The organism is Curtobacterium sp. MCLR17_042 (assembly GCF_003234695.1).
Taxonomy (GTDB): Bacteria; Actinomycetota; Actinomycetes; order Actinomycetales; family Microbacteriaceae; genus Curtobacterium; species Curtobacterium flaccumfaciens.
In genome coordinates this window covers 1-15,697 of the sequence record NZ_QKTD01000022.1, presented here as the reverse complement: position 1 = coordinate 15,697, position 15,697 = coordinate 1, and the positions used below count along the sequence as shown (strand labels likewise).

Annotated in this window: 12 protein-coding genes; 11 read left to right on the top strand and 1 reads right to left on the bottom strand. The window is 71.1% G+C overall.

The features are described from left to right. Positions 1–40 precede the first annotated feature (40 nt). Together DEJ02_RS16930 and DEJ02_RS16925 are read left to right on the top strand one after the other, a co-directional pair. Positions 41–1,030: a hypothetical protein gene (locus DEJ02_RS16930; protein WP_146249328.1), complete on the top strand. Its 990-nt coding sequence runs from the start codon at positions 41–43 to the stop codon at positions 1,028–1,030. Between the two features lie 268 nt (positions 1,031–1,298). Continuing rightward, positions 1,299–3,731, top strand: coding sequence for a lamin tail domain-containing protein (locus DEJ02_RS16925; RefSeq protein WP_111033903.1), 2,433 nt, complete (start codon positions 1,299–1,301; stop codon positions 3,729–3,731). A gap of 160 nt (positions 3,732–3,891) precedes the next feature. Here the strand turns inward: DEJ02_RS16925 and DEJ02_RS16920 are convergent, their stop codons facing one another. Next, positions 3,892–4,404 carry a hypothetical protein gene (locus tag DEJ02_RS16920; protein WP_111024089.1) on the bottom strand — a complete coding sequence of 171 codons (513 nt, stop codon included), beginning with the start codon at positions 4,402–4,404 and terminating at the stop codon, positions 3,892–3,894. Between the two features lie 147 nt (positions 4,405–4,551). On the opposite strand from DEJ02_RS16920, the gene DEJ02_RS16910 reads away from it, so the two are divergent. The 9 genes from DEJ02_RS16910 to DEJ02_RS16870 all read left to right on the top strand — a co-directional run bounded on the left by DEJ02_RS16910 (position 4,552) and on the right by DEJ02_RS16870 (position 15,564). Beyond that, on the top strand, positions 4,552–5,106 hold the full coding sequence (locus DEJ02_RS16910) for a DUF805 domain-containing protein (RefSeq protein ID WP_111033901.1): 555 nt from the start codon (positions 4,552–4,554) through the stop codon (positions 5,104–5,106). 9 nt (positions 5,107–5,115) lie between these two features. Then, positions 5,116–5,958, top strand: coding sequence for a PhzF family phenazine biosynthesis protein (locus DEJ02_RS16905; RefSeq protein WP_111033900.1), 843 nt, complete (start codon positions 5,116–5,118; stop codon positions 5,956–5,958). A gap of 221 nt (positions 5,959–6,179) precedes the next feature. Beyond that, positions 6,180–7,538: an extracellular solute-binding protein gene (locus DEJ02_RS16900; RefSeq protein ID WP_017888132.1), complete on the top strand. Its 1,359-nt coding sequence runs from the start codon at positions 6,180–6,182 to the stop codon at positions 7,536–7,538. Between the two features lie 107 nt (positions 7,539–7,645). Beyond that, a complete protein-coding gene (locus DEJ02_RS16895) occupies positions 7,646–8,596 on the top strand; it encodes a carbohydrate ABC transporter permease (RefSeq protein WP_110894824.1) in 951 nt (316 codons plus the stop codon). Between the two features lie 5 nt (positions 8,597–8,601). Further along, positions 8,602–9,495 carry a carbohydrate ABC transporter permease gene (locus DEJ02_RS16890; protein ID WP_371830315.1) on the top strand — a complete coding sequence of 298 codons (894 nt, stop codon included), beginning with the start codon at positions 8,602–8,604 and terminating at the stop codon, positions 9,493–9,495. Between the two features lie 105 nt (positions 9,496–9,600). Next, positions 9,601–12,609 (top strand): glycoside hydrolase family 38 C-terminal domain-containing protein, encoded by a 3,009-nt coding sequence (locus DEJ02_RS16885; RefSeq protein WP_111033899.1) that lies wholly within the window; start codon positions 9,601–9,603, stop codon positions 12,607–12,609. 728 nt (positions 12,610–13,337) lie between these two features. Beyond that, the gene (locus tag DEJ02_RS16880) at positions 13,338–13,874 is read left to right on the top strand and encodes a hypothetical protein (protein ID WP_111033898.1); all 537 of its coding nucleotides are present in this window, start codon (positions 13,338–13,340) and stop codon (positions 13,872–13,874) included. Between the two features lie 96 nt (positions 13,875–13,970). After that, positions 13,971–14,711, top strand: coding sequence for a histidine phosphatase family protein (locus DEJ02_RS16875; RefSeq protein WP_111033897.1), 741 nt, complete (start codon positions 13,971–13,973; stop codon positions 14,709–14,711). After that, complete coding sequence (locus DEJ02_RS16870; RefSeq protein ID WP_111033896.1) at positions 14,701–15,564, top strand: NAD(P)H-hydrate dehydratase; 864 nt, start codon at positions 14,701–14,703, stop codon at positions 15,562–15,564. Before DEJ02_RS16875 ends, DEJ02_RS16870 begins: the two co-directional genes overlap by 11 nt. The last annotated feature ends 133 nt before the right edge of the window (positions 15,565–15,697 follow it).

Here is a 15,697-nt window from a genome sequence, read left to right as displayed (position 1 = left end):
CCGACGCAGCCGCCAGGTGCGCGGGATCGACGGGGGACACATGACGGACAGCACGGACACCACGGACACCACGGACACCACCGACACCACGGACAGCGCGAACGACACGGACGGCACGATGGACCCGCGGTGGGCGAGGGTACGCCCGCTCGTGTTCCGGACGATCATCGGCGCGGTCGTCGCCGCGGGCCTGGTCGGCATCGCCGCGGTACTCCTCGGCGACTTCGGACGGGTCGCGGTCCAGCTGCTCCTGACGATCGTCGTCGTGGTCGTCTTCGCGCTGCTGTCCTGGTACGACGCCGACGTCTCGTCCAGGCGGTCCGGGATCTTCGCGTTCGCGAGTATCGCCACGTCGATGTACCTGCTCGTCGCCGGACTGTACAAGGTGTGGATCGTGCCGACGGGGATCTCCGGTGACGGCATCTGGTTCGTCCTGGAGCACTTCTGGCACTGGATCTGGCTCGTCGGCGTCGCCCGGGTGGCGCTCCTGCACGTCCACCTGCTCCTCGTGATCCACCGGCGGTACCCGACGCCCGTCCTGCAGATCGTCGCGAAGGCCACCGTCGGCGTCATCGCACTGCTCGCGCTGCTGCTCTCGATCCCGCTGCTCGCGCCGGACGTCGACTACGCCCGCGGCTACTGGCGGCTCGTCTGGGTGGTGGTGATCCTCGACCTGCTCGGGACCGTCGTGGTGCCCCTCAGCAACGCCCTGTTCCGTCCGCGAGCCACCACGCTGCCGTCGGCGACGTGGCCGGTGCCCGAGCAGCAGCCGGCGTGGAGCGCGACGCCGACGCCCGCCGCTCCCGCACCTGCTCCCGAGGTGCCGCTGCCGCCCGCTCCTGCGCCCGCTCCCGCTCGCGCCTCCACCCCCGGCCCCGCGCCCGAGACGGTCGTCGCGTCCGACGGGCGTCGCTACGAGTCCCGTCCGTCGGCCTCCCGCGCCCTGGCCTGGCCCCGCTACGTCGACGGCACGCCCCTGCCCGCGCTGCCCGACGGGACGCCGGACTTCTCGGAAGTCACCGAGCGCTGACACCTCGAGCAACGAGTGTGCAGAAGACGTCGGGTTCGCAGTGCGGACCCGACGTCTTCTGCGCACCGGATGCGGTGAGCGCGACCGCAGGGCGGACGGGAGGCGCGGTGCGGGCCCGCCCCGCGCCTCCCGTCCGCACGCGGCGGGTCCAGGGCGCCGGGCGCGACCCGGGACACCGTGCGTTCACCCCGCGGCCACCGGCCGGTCGCGTGGATGCTGAACAGTCGTGCAGGTCTCCGCCCGCTCGCTCCCCCGAGAAGGACCCTGCATGCGCGCTTCCGCCCTGCGCCCGCCCACCCTGCGCCCGCCCACACTCCGCATCGGAGCCGCCGTCGCGACCGCCCTGGTCGTCGCCGCCGGTGTCGTCACCGCCAGCCCGGCCCTCGCCGCCGTCGGTGACGACGACCCGGCAGTCGGCGCCGTCGCGGCGAACGGCCTCGTCGTCAACGAGGTCGAGTCGAACGCCGACGACACCGACTGGGTGGAGCTCAAGAACACCTCGGACACCGCGATCGACCTGACCGGGTACGCGTTCCTCGACTCCGACAACTCGCACGACGCGTACGTGCTGCCCAGCGGCTCGACGATCGCCGCCGGCGGGTACTTCGTCGTCGACCAGCTGTCCGCGACCGCCCCCGGCTTCGACTTCGGACTCGGCGGTGCGGACACCGCGCGCCTGTACGCCCCTGCCGGCGACCTGGTGCTCCGGTACGCCTGGACGACCCACGCGGGTGTCACCTACGGTCGCTGCGCCGACGGTGTCGGGCCGCTCGTGGACACCACGGCCTCGACCAAGGGCGCTGCGAACGACTGCTCCTCGCCCGTGCGGATCAACGAGGTCGAGTCGCAGGACGGCACCCCCGGCGACTGGGTGGAGCTGACCAACACCGGCAGCACCACCGTCGACCTGGGCGGGTACGTGCTGCGCGACAGCGAGGACGACCACACGTACACGATCCCCGCGGGCACGACCGTCGCGGCCGGGGGCTTCACCGTCCTCGACGAGGCGGCGTTCGGCTTCGGACTCGGCAAGGCAGACTCCGCGCGGCTCTTCGACGCCCGCGGTGCGGTCGTCGACTCGACCTCGTGGACGGCGCACGCCGCCACCACGTACGGCCGCAACCCCGACGGCACCGGCGACTTCGCCGAGACGGCAGCACCCACGAAGGGTGCGGCGAACCGGTTCGCCGGCGTCGTCACCGCCGAGGCCTGGCCCGGCGGCCCGGACGAGACCGTGCTCGACGACGAGGACACCTTCACCGGTGACCTGAGCGGCCTCGACTGGACGACCTCGGGGAGCTCGCGGGACGGGCAGCTCTGGGCCGTGCAGAACGGCGACGGCCTGCTCTACCACCTGACCTCGGACGGCGCGGGCGGCTGGGCGCCGTCGAACGCCGCGGGCACCGACCTGCGCTACGCCGACGGCACGGGCACCCCGGACGCCGAGGGCGTGACCGTCACGAGCGACGACCCCGGCGCCGTCTACGTGTCGACCGAGCGCAACAACGACGTGTCGAGCACGAGCCGCCCGTCGGTCCTGCGCTACGCCACGACCGACGGCTCCGAGGCCACCCTGCGGGCCACCGACGAGTGGAACCTCGCCGCGGACTTCCCCGGGCTCGGCGCGAACGCCGGGCTCGAGGGCGTCACCTGGATCCCGGACACCTGGCTCACCGCGCACGGCTTCACCGACCAGCGCACCGGCGCCGCCTACGCACCGTCGAGCTACGCCGGACACGGCGAGGGGCTGTTCTTCGTCGGGGTCGAGGGCACCGCGAGTGTGTACGCCTACGCCCTGATGGACGACGGGTCCTCGGCGCGGGTCGCCACGATCGCGACCTCGCTCGCCGTCGTCGCCGACGTGCAGTTCGACCCGACGCTCGACGCGCTCTGGGTGGTCTGTGACGAGGTGTGCTCGGGTCGGACCGCGCTGTACGAGGTCGCCGACGGGGCCTTCGCCGCCTCGACGCTGTACGAGGCGCCGTCGGCCGCCGACCGCACGCTCGCCAACGAGGGCTTCGCGATCTCGGGCGTCTGCACGGACGGGGAGCGCGCGACCTTCTACGCCGACGACAACGACACGGACGGGTTCTCGCTCCGGACGGGGACGTACCCGTGCGAAGGCGGCGACACCGATCCGGGCACGGAGCCCACGCCGACGCCGACCCCGACCCCGGCCCCGGGCGACGGTGGCACGACGCCGACCCCGGTTCCGAACCCGGGTGGGACGCCCACCGCGGGTCCGACCCCGGGTCCCTCGGCTGCCCCGGTCGTTCCGGTGGCGCCGTCGGAGTCGCTGTTGACGGAGGCGAGCCGTGGTGGGGTGTCGGCTCCGGCGACCGCTCGTGCGGGGGAGACGATCACGGTGACGGTCGGGACGGCGTCTGCCGGTGACACGGTGAACGTGTGGTTGTTCTCGCAGCCGACGCTGATCGGTACGGCTGTGGTCGCTGCTGACGGGACGATTCGGGTGACGATCCCGGCGGACACGGCGGCTGGTGCGCATCGTCTGGCGGTGACGGCTGCGGACGGGAGTCTGATCGGGTGGACCCCGATCACGATCACCGTGGATGGGCAGCTCGCGTTCACGGGCGCCGCCGGGATGGGTGCCGGTGCGCTGGTGGCGTTCCTGCTGCTCGCGGCGGGCGCGGGCGTGCTGATCGTGCGTCGCCGACGTCGGACTGCGGCCGCTGCGGAGTAGTCCCCACGCCCCACGGGCGCACTTCGTGAGCAGGAATGGTCGGGTTCGCACAGCGGACCCGACCGTTGCTGCTCACCATGCGCGGTGGGCGCGACCGCGCGGCGGACGGGAGGCGCGGTGCGGGGCTGCCCCGCGCCTCCAGGCCGGTGGGTGGCTGCGATCAGTCCGCCGACCCGTGCATGGTCTGGGTGTCGTCCTGACCGGGGATGGCGTCCTTCGTGGTCCAGCCGTACCAGCGGCCGTCGATCTCGGTGACCGCGCGGCCGTCGCCGCAGGTGACCAGGCCCTTGGTCGGGAGCTCCTCGGGCAGGAAGTCGGCGGTCATCGCCGTGCCGCCGTACGACTCGTCGAGCGGGGTGCAGTCGTCCACGTCGACGCCGTCCTTCGACGCGAACCCGATGACGTACCCGGGCTGCGAGACGTGGAGGCGCACGTCGATGTCCTTCGCGTCCTCCGGCACCCACTTCGGCATGAAGAAGGCCAGGTCCTCGGACTCCCCGGAGCGCGGGGCGTCGGAGTACGCGTCGAAGTGCTTCTGCGGGGTCTTGTTCGGCACGATGTCCTGGATCGCGCTGCAGCCGGCGGTCAGCAGCAGGGCGGACACCGCGGCGGTGGAGGCGAGGGCGATCCGGAGGGTGCGGCGGGCGGTGGTGGGGCGCGTGTCGGTGCTCATGGATCCAGTCTCACGACGGAGGCGACGCTGAAACATCACGTGCGCACCCGGAAGCGGTCGGGGGTTACCCCCACCCGGGCACCGCAGCACGTCGGGCCTGCCGAGCAGTGCTCAGGAGTGCCCAGGTCGCCCCGGTAAGCAGGTTCGGTGCACCAGACGCAGCAGCCACCGGTCGGAGTCCCCTGGCACCAGGCCACCTTCCCCGCCTCGTTCTCGCGGTTCTGGCGGGGGTACGTCGTGTTCCGCGGTCGTGCCGCTCGTGCCGAGTTCTGGTGGTGGGCGCTGTGGTGGGCGATCATCTCCGCGGCGATCAACATCGTGTACGGCGTCGGACTCTTCACCACGCCGCCGCTGATGCCGAGCCCGGAGGAAGCGCGCGTCCTCGACCAGGCGATGCAGTCCTTCAACCCGTTCCCGGTCTGGTGGTTCCTGCTCACGTCGATGCCGGCCTTCGCCCAGATCGCACTGGGGGTCTTCGTGATCGTCGGGCTCGCGGCGTTGCTGCCCTGGATCGCCATCGCGATGCGGCGGCTCCACGACACGAAACGCTCCGGGTGGTGGGTCCTGCTCTGCTTCGTGCCCGCCGGCTACATCGTGCTCGCCGTGTTCCTCGCGCTGCCCTCGGAGCCACCCGCGGCGCCGCAGCAGTCCGGGCCACCCGTCGGTGATCGGCTCGCGCACCCCGTCGTGACACCGCAGTAGCGTCGGGGCATGCAGCAGGAGATCCTCCGGTACACCGCGTTCGCCGCCGAGTCGGGCGGTGGCAACCCAGCCGGGCTCGTGCTCGACGCGGCCGGACTGTCCGACGACCGGATGCTCGCGATCGCCCGGCAGGTCGGGTACCCCGAGACCGCCTTCGTCGTGGGCGCGACGTCGACCGGGCCGCGGGTCCGTTACTTCTCGCCGAGCGCCGAGGTGCCGTTCTGCGGGCACGCCACCGTCGCCCTGGCCGTCGCGCTGGCCGAGCGCGAGGGGCCGGGCCGCCGGGTGTTCACGACCCTGGCCGGCGAGGTCGCGCTCGACGCCACCCTGGGTGCGGACGGCTCGGTGCAGGTCGCGATGACGAGCGTCGAGCCGGCGACACGGGACATCGACGCGGCCCTGCTGGCGCGGCTGTTCGACCTGCTCGGGCTCTCGGCCGCGGACATCGCTCCGGGGTTCCCGGTGCTGGAGTCCTTCGCCGGCAACTGGCACCCGGTGCTCGTGCTGCACGACCGCGAGCTGTTCCACCAGTTCCGGTTCGCGCCGGGGCCCCTCGCCGAGCTCAAGCGCGAGGCCGGCTGGGCGGGGACCGTCACGGTGCTGCACCGCACCGGCGACCGGGAGTACGAGGCCCGCAACCTGTTCCCCGCCGGGCGCATCACCGAGGACCCGGCGACGGGATCGGCAGCGGCGTCCACCGGGGCGTACCTGCGGCAGATCGGGGCAGCGCAGCCGGGCGACCGCGTCACGATCCGGCAGGGGCGGCACGTCGGGCGTCCGAGTCTGCTGCTCGTGGACGTGCCCGAGGCCGGCGGGATCACGGTGACGGGGAGCGCGACGCCGATCTCCTGACGGACGTTCCTTCCCAGAACGCACGCGATGGGAAGTGGAATCGGGCGTAACTGGTCGAAACTTCCGGCTCGGTACGCCCGATTCCGCTCGGTACGCCCGATTCCACCCGGTACGCCCGAATCGGCCCGAGAAACTCCTTGACACGGTTAAGTCAATACGGTGGACTAATCCTGCGCGCGGGCGATGGTGCCCGCGGACATCACCCGTGCAAAGGAGCACCGATGAAACGCACCCGCATCATCGCCGGACTCGCAGCTGTGGCCGTGGCCGCAGTCGGTCTGGCTGGCTGCTCGAGCTCGGGGTCCGCCTCGAGCGACACGATCAAGATCGCGTACCAGAAGTTCGGCGCCTTCCAGCAGCTCGACGCCCAGATGAAGGTCGTCAAGAAGCAGTACGAGAAGGACAACCCCGGCAAGAAGGTCACCCTCGTGCCCATCCAGGCGCAGGGCAACGACTACTACACGAAGCTCGCGCTCATGAACAAGGCGCCGGCCACCGCCCCGGACGTCATGTACGAGGACACGTTCCTCGTCAAGGCCGATGCCGAGGCGGGCTACCTGCTGCCACTCGACAAGTACACGGACAAGTGGGACGAGTGGGACCAGTTCTTCGACAACGCCAAGCAGGCCGGGCAGGGTGACGACGGCAAGATCTACGGCGTCCCGATGGGCACCGACACCCGAGCCCTCTGGTACAACAAGGACATCTTCAAGAAGGCCGGGCTCGACGTCCCGTGGAAGCCGAAGACGTGGGACGACGTGCTCGCGGCGGCGAAGACCATCAAGGAGAAGCAGCCCGACGTCATCCCGTTCAACATCTACTCGGGCAAGGCGCAGGGCGAGGCCTCGACCATGCAGGGCTTCGAGATGCTCCTGTACGGCGCCGACGGCTCCGGCAACACCCTGTACAAGGACAAGAAGTGGGTCACCGGCTCGAAGCAGTTCGAGGACTCGCTCAAGTTCGTGAAGGACGTCTACCAGGGCGGCCTCGGCCCGACACCACAGCAGGCGCTCGACACGAACGTCGGCACGACCATCGCCCAGACGTGGCTGCCGAAGGGCAAGCTCGCGATCGACCTGGACGGTTCGTGGCAGTCCGGCACGTGGCTCAAGTCCGGCACCGCGCCGTGGCCCGAGTGGAACGACGTGATGGGCCAGGCGCCCATGCCGACCCAGAACGGGCAGGCTCCCGGCTACAACTCGATGTCCGGCGGCTGGACCCTGGCGGTCGGCGCGAAGTCGAAGAACCCGCAGGCGGCGTTCGACTTCATCACGAGCTTCCTCGACAAGGACGGTTCGCTGAAGTACGACACCGAGAACAGCCAGATCGCCGTCCGGAAGGACGTCGCGGACGACCCGGAGTACACGGCGGCGAACCCGACGTTCAAGTTCTTCTCGGGGCTGGTGGAGAACACCAACTTCCGCCCGGCGACGAGTGACTACTCGCAGGTGTCCAACGCGATCCAGGTCGCGATGGAAGCGGTCATGACCGGTCAGCAGTCGCCGAAGGACGCGGCTGCCGCCTACGACAAGGCCGTCACGCAGGTGGTCGGCAAGGAGAACACCGTCTCCGCTGGTTGACGGACGTCACCCACCGACGGACCGGAGGCGCGGGGCGGTCCCGCACCGCGCCTCCCGTCCGTCCTTCCCCACCTTCGGAACCCCTCCGCACCCGGAAGGCACCCATCGTGTCCAGCACCCCCCTCGCGCCGACGCTGTCGGCGCCCGGTGCGCCGAAGCGCACCGATCCACCCGTGCCGCGCAAGCGGCGACCACTGCGGAACGTCGGACGAGCGGTCCCGCTCCTGCCCGCCCTGGTCCTCCTCGTCATCTTCCTGCTCGGCCCCGTCATCTCGTCGTTCTACGGGTCGTTCACCAACTCGGCCCTGACCGGTGCCAGCGCGGCCGACCAGCAGTTCGTCGGCTTCCAGAACTACGTCGAGCTGTTCCAGGACCCGGACTTCCCGAAGTCCGTCATCCTGACCGTCGTCTTCCTGCTGGCCTCGGCCGTGGTGGGACAGAACGTGCTCGGCCTCGGACTGGCCCTGCTCATGCGCTCGGCCAACAAGGCCGTCCGGGCGATCGTCGGCACCTTCGTGGTCGCTGCGTGGGTCCTGCCCGAGATCGTCGCGTCGTTCGCGGCGTACGCGTTCTTCAACGACGAGGGGACGCTCAACACGTTCCTCGCGTCGATCGGGATCACCGGCGCGAACTGGCTCTACACGTACCCGATGCTCGCCGTGATCCTGGCGAACATCTGGCGCGGCACCGCGTTCTCGATGCTCGTCTACTCGGCCGCCGTGCAGGAGGTCCCCGAGGAGATCACCGAGTCCGCCGAGGTCGACGGAGCCACCGGCTGGCAGCGGCTCGTCTACATCACGCTCCCGGTGATCCGCCGGAGCATCTCGACGAACCTCATGCTCACGACGCTGCAGACCCTGTCGGTCTTCACGCTGATCTTCGTGATGACCGGCGGCGGCCCGGGCACGAACTCGTCGACCCTGCCGATCCTGGCGTACCAGGAGGCGTTCAAGTTCTCGCAGCTCGGCTTCGGGACGGCGATCGCGACCATCCTGCTCGTGGTGGGGGCGGTCTTCTCGATCATCTACATCCGGGCACTCAAGCCGGAGGTGGACTGATGGCCATGACAGCCCCGTCCCTCGACCAGACCACGACCCGCTCGGTGACCGCACCGGGGTCGATGCACATGACGTCCCCGCGCGGCCGCACCATGCGGTGGGTGTCGAACGTCGTGCTGCTCGTCATCGCGGTGTGCTTCGCGGTGCCGCTGCTCTGGCTCGTGCTCGCCTCGTTCGACACCCAGGCGTCGCTGTCGGTGAAGCTGCCCTCGCAGTTCACGCTCGACAACTTCGCGAAGGTGCTCACCCCCGAGCTGTCGTTCATCCCGCTCGCGAACAGCCTGCTGCTCTCCGGCGGCACCGCGGTCGTCACCGTGGTGTTCGCCCTGCTCGCCGCGTACCCGCTGTCCCGGTACAAGATGCGCGTCAACAAGCCGTTCCTGTACAGCATCCTGTTCGGCACCGGCCTGCCGATCACCGCGATGATGGTGCCCGTCTACGCCCTGTTCGTGTCGCTCAACCTCATCGACAACGTGTGGGGCTGCATCTTCTTCCTCGCCGCCACGTCGCTGCCGATGGCGATCTGGATGGCGAAGAACTTCATGGACTCGGTGCCGATCTCGCTGGAAGAGGCGGCGTGGACCGACGGTGCCTCGATGCTCACCACCCTGACCCGCATCGTGATCCCGCTCATGCGTCCGGGCATCGCGGTCGTGTTCATCTTCGTGTTCATCCAGGCGTGGGGGAACTTCTTCGTCCCGTTCGTCCTGCTGCTCTCGCCCGAGAAGGTGCCCGCCGCGGTGAGCATCTTCAACTTCTTCGGGCAGAACGGGGCGGTGGCGTACGGCCAGCTCGCCGCGTTCTCGATCGTCTACTCCGTGCCCGTCATCGCCCTCTACGTGATCGTGTCCCGAGGCCTCGGCGGCGGCAACGCCCTCGCCGGCGGCATCAAGGGCTGATCCGCCGGTCCACGCCCCGCAAAACACCGGTGTTCGCGCGTCGAACACCCGCGAACCGCGGTTCCGTTCGCGAACCCCGGTGTCTTGCAACCAGAAAGGAAGCACATGCACCAGGACGAACCGCTCGTCGAGGCCCGGATCGCCCGCCTCGTGCGCGACCGCGTCGATCCCGCCGTCCTCCGTCGCTCGGCGCCGGTGACGATCGAGGCGTGGGAGGTGCCGGGCGAACCGGTGCCGTTCGACGCCGCCGTGGGTGAGACGTACACACCGTTCACGGTGGAGTCGCACTGGGGCGGACGCCCGTGGGGCACGACGTGGTTCCGGGTGACCGGGACCGTGCCGGCGGACTTCGGCACCGCGCCGGGGACCACCGCCGAGCTCCACGTCGACCTGGGGTTCACCAAGCGGCAGCCCGGGTTCCAGGCCGAGGGACTCGCGTTCCGCGCCGACGGCTCCACGATCAAGGCGATCGAGCCGCGGAACGACACCGTGCCGCTCGAGGTCGGCCCGGGGGAGTCCTTCGAGCTCTGGATCGAGGCCGGGGCGAACCCGGACATCGGCGGCGACTCGTTCCAGGGCGCGACGCCGCTCGGCTCGCGCTCCACCGCCGGCGACGACCCGATCTACCGCCTGAAGGCCCTCGAGGTCGTCGAGCGCGACGACACCGTGTGGGAACTGCAGCAGGACCTCTGGGTGCTGCGCGGGCTGATGGCCGAGCTCCCCACCGACGGCACCCGCGGCGCCGACATCCTGCGGGCACTCGAACGCGCCGCCGACGCCCTGGACCCGGACGACGTCGCCGCCACCGCCGCGGACGCCCGGCAGGTCCTGGCGCCCGTGCTCGCCGTCCCCGCCAGCCCCGCCGCCCACCGCGCGATCGCCGTCGGGCACGCCCACATCGACTCCGCCTGGCTGTGGCCCGTGCGCGAGACGAAGCGCAAGTGCGCCAGGACGTTCTCGAACGTGCTCGACCTGATGGACCGCGACCCCGACTTCACCTTCGCCTGCTCGTCCGCGCAGCAGTACGCCTGGATCCGCGACGAGTACCCGTCCATCTGGACCCGCATCAAGCAGCGGGTCGCCGAAGGGCGGTGGATCCCCGTCGGCGGCATGTGGGTCGAGTCGGACACCAACCTGCCCGGCGGTGAGGCCCTGGCCCGCCAGTTCGTCGCCGGCAAGCGCTTCTTCCTGGAGGAGTTCGGCATCGACACCCCCGAGGCCTGGCTCCCCGACTCGTTCGGCTACTCGGGCGCCCTGCCGCAGATCGTCCGCGCCGCCGGATCGAAGTGGTTCGTCACCCAGAAGCCGTCGTGGAACGAGACGAACGTCATCCCGCACACCTCGTTCCACTGGGAGGGCATCGACGGCTCGCGCGTCCTGACGCACCTGCCCCCGGCCGACACCTACAACTCCGACGTCTCACCCGCCGACCTGCGCCGCGGCGAACGGAACAACAAGGAACGCGGCACCGCGAACACCTCGATGCTCCTGTACGGCTTCGGCGACGGCGGCGGCGGTCCCACCCGCGAGATGGTCGGCGCCGCACACCGCCAGCACGACCTCGACGGGTCGCCCCACGTCACGCTCGGCACGCCGGCGCAGGTGTTCGAGCAGCTCGAGGTCGAGCTGCCGACGCCGGGGGTCTGGTCGGGGGAGATGTACCTCGAGTTCCACCGCGGCACCTACACGTCGCAGATCCGTACGAAGCAGGGCAACCGCCGCTCCGAGCACCTGCTCCGCGAAGCCGAGCTCTGGGCAGCGACGGCGGCGGTCCGGCTCGGCAGTGAGTACCCGTACGCCGAACTCGAGGACGCCTGGCACACCGTCCTGCTGCAGCAGTTCCACGACATCCTGCCCGGGTCCTCGATCGCGTGGGTGTACGAGAACGCCGAGGAGCAGTACGCCCGGGTCGCCGGGGTGCTCGAAGAGCTGATCGGCAGCGCGACGACGGCGCTCGCCGGCACTGCGGACGCCGCGTCGGTCGTGCGCTTCAACGCCTCGCCGGTCGCAGCGGGGGACGTGACCGCCCTGGCAGGTTCGGTCGTCCACGCGCCGCGACCCGTGCCTCCCGTCCGGAGCGGCGACCGCTTCGTCTTCGACACCGGCGTCGTCACCGCGACCATCGACGCTGCCGGCCACGTCGTCTCGTTCGTCGACCACGCCACCGGACGCGACGCGATCGCACCAGGCGCTGCGGCGGCGGAGTACACGGTCTTCCGGGACACCCCGAACCAGTGGGAGGCGTGGGACATCGACCGCGCCTACCAGCGCAACGGCACGGTGCTGTCGGCCTCGTCCGTCTCGGTCGACGGCGACGAGCTCGTGGTGGAACGGTCCTTCGGATCGTCGACGCTCACCACGCGCTACTCCGCCGTGCAGGGCGAACCGGAGCTGACCGTCGAGACCGAGGTCGACTGGCACGAGCACCAGAAGCTGCTGAAGCTCGCGTTCCCGATCGACGTGCTCGCGTCGTCGGCCTCGAGCGAGATCCAGTTCGGGCACATCGACCGGCCGACGCACCAGAACACCTCGTGGGACCACGCCCGCTTCGAGACCTCGGCACACCGCTGGGTGCACGTCGCGGAGCCCGGGTTCGGCGTCGCGGTGGCGAACGACTCGACCTACGGCCACGACATCACGCGCGAGACCCGGCCGGACGGCGGGATCACCACGCTCGTGCGGGAGTCGCTGCTGCGCGGGCCGACGTTCCCGGACCCGAACGCCGACCAGGGGCACCACGTGTTCCGGACGGTGCTGCGGATCGGGGCCTCGGTGCTCGACGCCGCCGACTCCGGGTACCGGCTGAACCTGCCCGTGCGGAGCGTGCCCGGGTCGGCCGAGGTCGCGCCGCTCGTCACGGTGGCGTCGCCGCAGGTGTTCGTCGAGGCCGTCAAGCTCGCCGAGGACCGCTCCGGAGACGTCGTCGTGCGCCTGTACGAGGGGCTCGGGGGCCGGGCGACGGACGTCGGGGTCTCCTTCGGGTTCGACGTCGAGTCGGTGTCGCAGGTCGACCTGCTCGAGCGGCCGCTGGAGCGCTCGTGGTCGGCGGGGGAGCCGGTCGTGCTGACCCTGCGTCCGTTCGAGATCGTGACGCTGCGCGTGCGTCGGGCCTGAGGCAGCGGGCCCGGCGTTCGGTCGGGGAGAGACCGCGGCGCCGGACGGGACACGGGTGCGTTCCGTCCGGCGCCGTGTTGCGTGTGGGTGCGGGTGCGGGCCGGGCCGGGTGGAATCGGGCGTAGCTGGTCGAATCGGGCGTACCTGGTCGGAACTTCTGGCCAGGTATGCCCGATTTCGTTTGGCATCGCGGCCGTTCTGGGAAGGAACGTCTCCCCTCCACAACCGCCCAGGCCTGGAGGCCCGTCCACAGTTCCCGACATCGGCCTCCGGAACGGATGGTCGGTCCGGCATCGTCACGTGCATGAACGAGTCGCTGCCCATCCTCCGAGCCTCCGCCATGCACGAGGCCGGCCTCGACGCCACCACCCTGCGCCGCCGAACCCGGACCCAGGGTGTCGGCCGCCTGGTCCGGGTCGGACCGAACGCCTTCGTCGACGGTGCCGCGTGGGACGCCGCCGGGCCTCGTCAGCGGTACGTCACCCGGGTGTTCGCGCGGCTCGGCCGGCTCGGCACACGGGCGACGGCATCGCACCTGTCCGCCGCGGCCCTGCACGGTCTCCCGGCGCTCGGCGGGTGGGACGTCCCGGTGCACGCGACAGTGCCCGAGTCGATGTACCGGGGCCGGAGCGCCGAGCTGGTCCTGCACACGAGACCCGTCGGCCGGGGCGAACGGGCCACGGTCGGTGCGATCGCGGTCACCTCCGTCCCCCCGGACCGTCGTCGACGTGGCGATGACCGGCGACCTGCGGGCGGGCGTCGTCATCGCGGACGCCGCACTGCGACGTGGGTTCGACGACGCCGATCTCCGACGAGCGGTTCCTCCGAAGGCCCGCGCCCGAGCCCTGGCGCAGCAGGTGCTCGACCTGGCCGATGCTCGCTCCGGGTCACCGGCCGAGTCGCTCGCGCGGGTCGTGTTCCGGGAGCTCGGGCTTCCGGACCCGTTGCTGCAGCAGGAGTTCGTCGTCGACGGACGTCGGTCCGCAGTCGACTTCTGGTTCCCGGACCACGGGGTCATCGTCGAGATCGACGGGCGGGCCAAGTACTCCCAGGAGCGCTACCTGGGCGGCCGGAGTCCGACCGAGGTGTTCCTCGACGAGAAGCGGCGGCACGGTCGCTTGCTCACCGTGCCGGGTGTGCGGACGATCATCCGGCTCGAGTGGCGAGACCTGTTCGACCTCGATGCGCTGGCGCTGCGACTCCGGGCGGCGGGGCTCTCGTGTGCCGTCCGACCGGTCCGGAGCGCTCGGCTCCGTACGGGGTGACCGCTCGGTGCCGCGCGGGGTGACCGTCCGGCGCCGCGCGGAGTGACCGTCCGGCGCCGGTGAACCGGCACAGCACGCTCTGGCTAGCGTGGCGGCATGGCAGTGCAGGAGATCTGGCTCGTCCGTCACGGCGAATCGGTCGCGAACGTCGCAGCGGCTCGGGCCGAAGCCGCGGGCGACGACGTGATCGACGTCGAGTGCCGGGACGCCGACGTCCCGCTCAGCCCGCTCGGCACCGATCAGTCTCGTGCCCTCGGCCAGGAGCTCGCCGACCGCGGGATCGACCACGTCCCCGTCGCGCTGTGGGTGTCGCCGTACCTCCGTGCGCAGCAGACCATCGCGATCGCGCTCGAGGCAGCCGGCCTCGCCGAGCCCGAGAAGCGGGTGGACGAGCGCCTCCGCGACCGCGAGCTCGGCGTCCTCGACCTGCTGACCCTGCAGGGCGTCCGCAACCGGTACCCGGACGAGGAACGCCGCCGGCAGTGGCTCGGCAAGTACTACCACCGGCCGGCGGGCGGGGAGTCGTGGGCGGACGTGATGCTCCGACTCCGGTCGCTCCTGGGCGACCTCGAGCGGGTCGACGGTGTCGAGCGCCTGGTGATCGCCGCGCACGACGCCGTGGTGATGCTCGCCGTCGCGGTGTGCCTGGACCTCGACGAGCCGGCGCTCATGGAGTTCGCCCGGACCCACGCCGTCGCGAACGCCTCTCTCACCCGACTCCGTCGTGACGATGCCGGATCGCCATGGGTGCTCGAGGAGTTCTCCTCCGTCGGACACCTGGACGACGACGAGGTCACCCAGCACACCGGCCGGAAGGACGACGAACATGTCCACTGAACCCGTCACCCCGAACTTCCTGCGGGACTGGCCACTGCCCGAACCCGGTGCCGGCAAGTACGGCCGCGGGCAGGTGCTCATCGTCGGCGGCGCCGCTCGGACCCCCGGTGCGGCGATGCTCTCCGCGCTCGCCGCACTCCGCGTCGGCGCTGGTCGTCTCACCCTGGCGGTCGGCCGGAGCGTCGCGAACGAGGTCGCGGTCGCCGTGCCCGAGTCCGGGGTCGAACCCCTCGACGAGGACCAGGACGGACACATCGCCGTCGGTGCGATCGAGGGCATCGCGGACAGCGCCTCGAGCGCTGATGCCGTGCTGGTCGGGCCGGGGCTCGACGAGCCGGACGGTTCGCGTGACCTCGTGGCCGGACTCGCCGACGTCGTCGGTCCGCAGACCACCGTCGTGCTCGACGCCTTCGCCCTCGGTGTCGCCGCCGACGTGCGGGACCGCCTCGAACCGCTGCGTGGACGGCTCGTGATGACGCCGAACTCCGGCGAGGCCGAACGCCTGCTCGGGCGGGAGTGCAGCGACGACGACGTGGCCGACGCCGTCGCGATCGCGAACCGCTTCGGAGCGGTCGTGGCCCTCGGCGACGCCATCGCCACACCGCAGGGTCTAGCGTGGCTCAAGGGCACCGGCTCCGGCGGTCTCGGCACGAGCGGCAGTGGCGACGTGCTTTCCGGTGCGGTCACCGGCCTGCTCGCCCGCGGCGCCGATCCGGCACAGGCCGTGGCGTGGGCGTCCTACGTGCACGCTGCCGCAGGTGACCGACTCGCGGTGCAGGTCGGGCCGCTCGGGTACCTGGCGAGCGAACTCGTCACCGAGATCCCGCGGGTCCTGGTCGAACTCGGGGCCTGAGCGCGCCCGTTCTTTCCCAGAACGCCCGCGATACCTGGTGCTTTCGGGCGTACCTGCCGAGAACTTCCGACCAGGTACGCCCGAAAGCACCAGGTATCGCGGGCGTTCTGGGAAAGAACGGGCGCGCTCAGGC

Excerpts from the sequence above, each read along its gene's own strand:
- DEJ02_RS16875 (WP_111033897.1), top strand. The coding sequence starts at position 13,971 with ATGGCAGTGCAGGAGATCTGGCTCGTCCGTCACGGCGAATCGGTCGCG.
- DEJ02_RS16925 (WP_111033903.1), top strand. The coding sequence starts at position 1,299 with ATGCGCGCTTCCGCCCTGCGCCCGCCCACCCTGCGCCCGCCCACACTC.
- DEJ02_RS16870 (WP_111033896.1), top strand. The coding sequence starts at position 14,701 with ATGTCCACTGAACCCGTCACCCCGAACTTCCTGCGGGACTGGCCACTG.
- DEJ02_RS16930 (WP_146249328.1), top strand. The coding sequence starts at position 41 with ATGACGGACAGCACGGACACCACGGACACCACGGACACCACCGACACC.
- DEJ02_RS16890 (WP_371830315.1), top strand. The coding sequence starts at position 8,602 with ATGACAGCCCCGTCCCTCGACCAGACCACGACCCGCTCGGTGACCGCA.
- DEJ02_RS16905 (WP_111033900.1), top strand. The coding sequence starts at position 5,116 with ATGCAGCAGGAGATCCTCCGGTACACCGCGTTCGCCGCCGAGTCGGGC.
- DEJ02_RS16920 (WP_111024089.1), bottom strand. The coding sequence starts at position 4,404 with ATGAGCACCGACACGCGCCCCACCACCGCCCGCCGCACCCTCCGGATC.
- DEJ02_RS16885 (WP_111033899.1), top strand. The coding sequence starts at position 9,601 with ATGCACCAGGACGAACCGCTCGTCGAGGCCCGGATCGCCCGCCTCGTG.
- DEJ02_RS16900 (WP_017888132.1), top strand. The coding sequence starts at position 6,180 with ATGAAACGCACCCGCATCATCGCCGGACTCGCAGCTGTGGCCGTGGCC.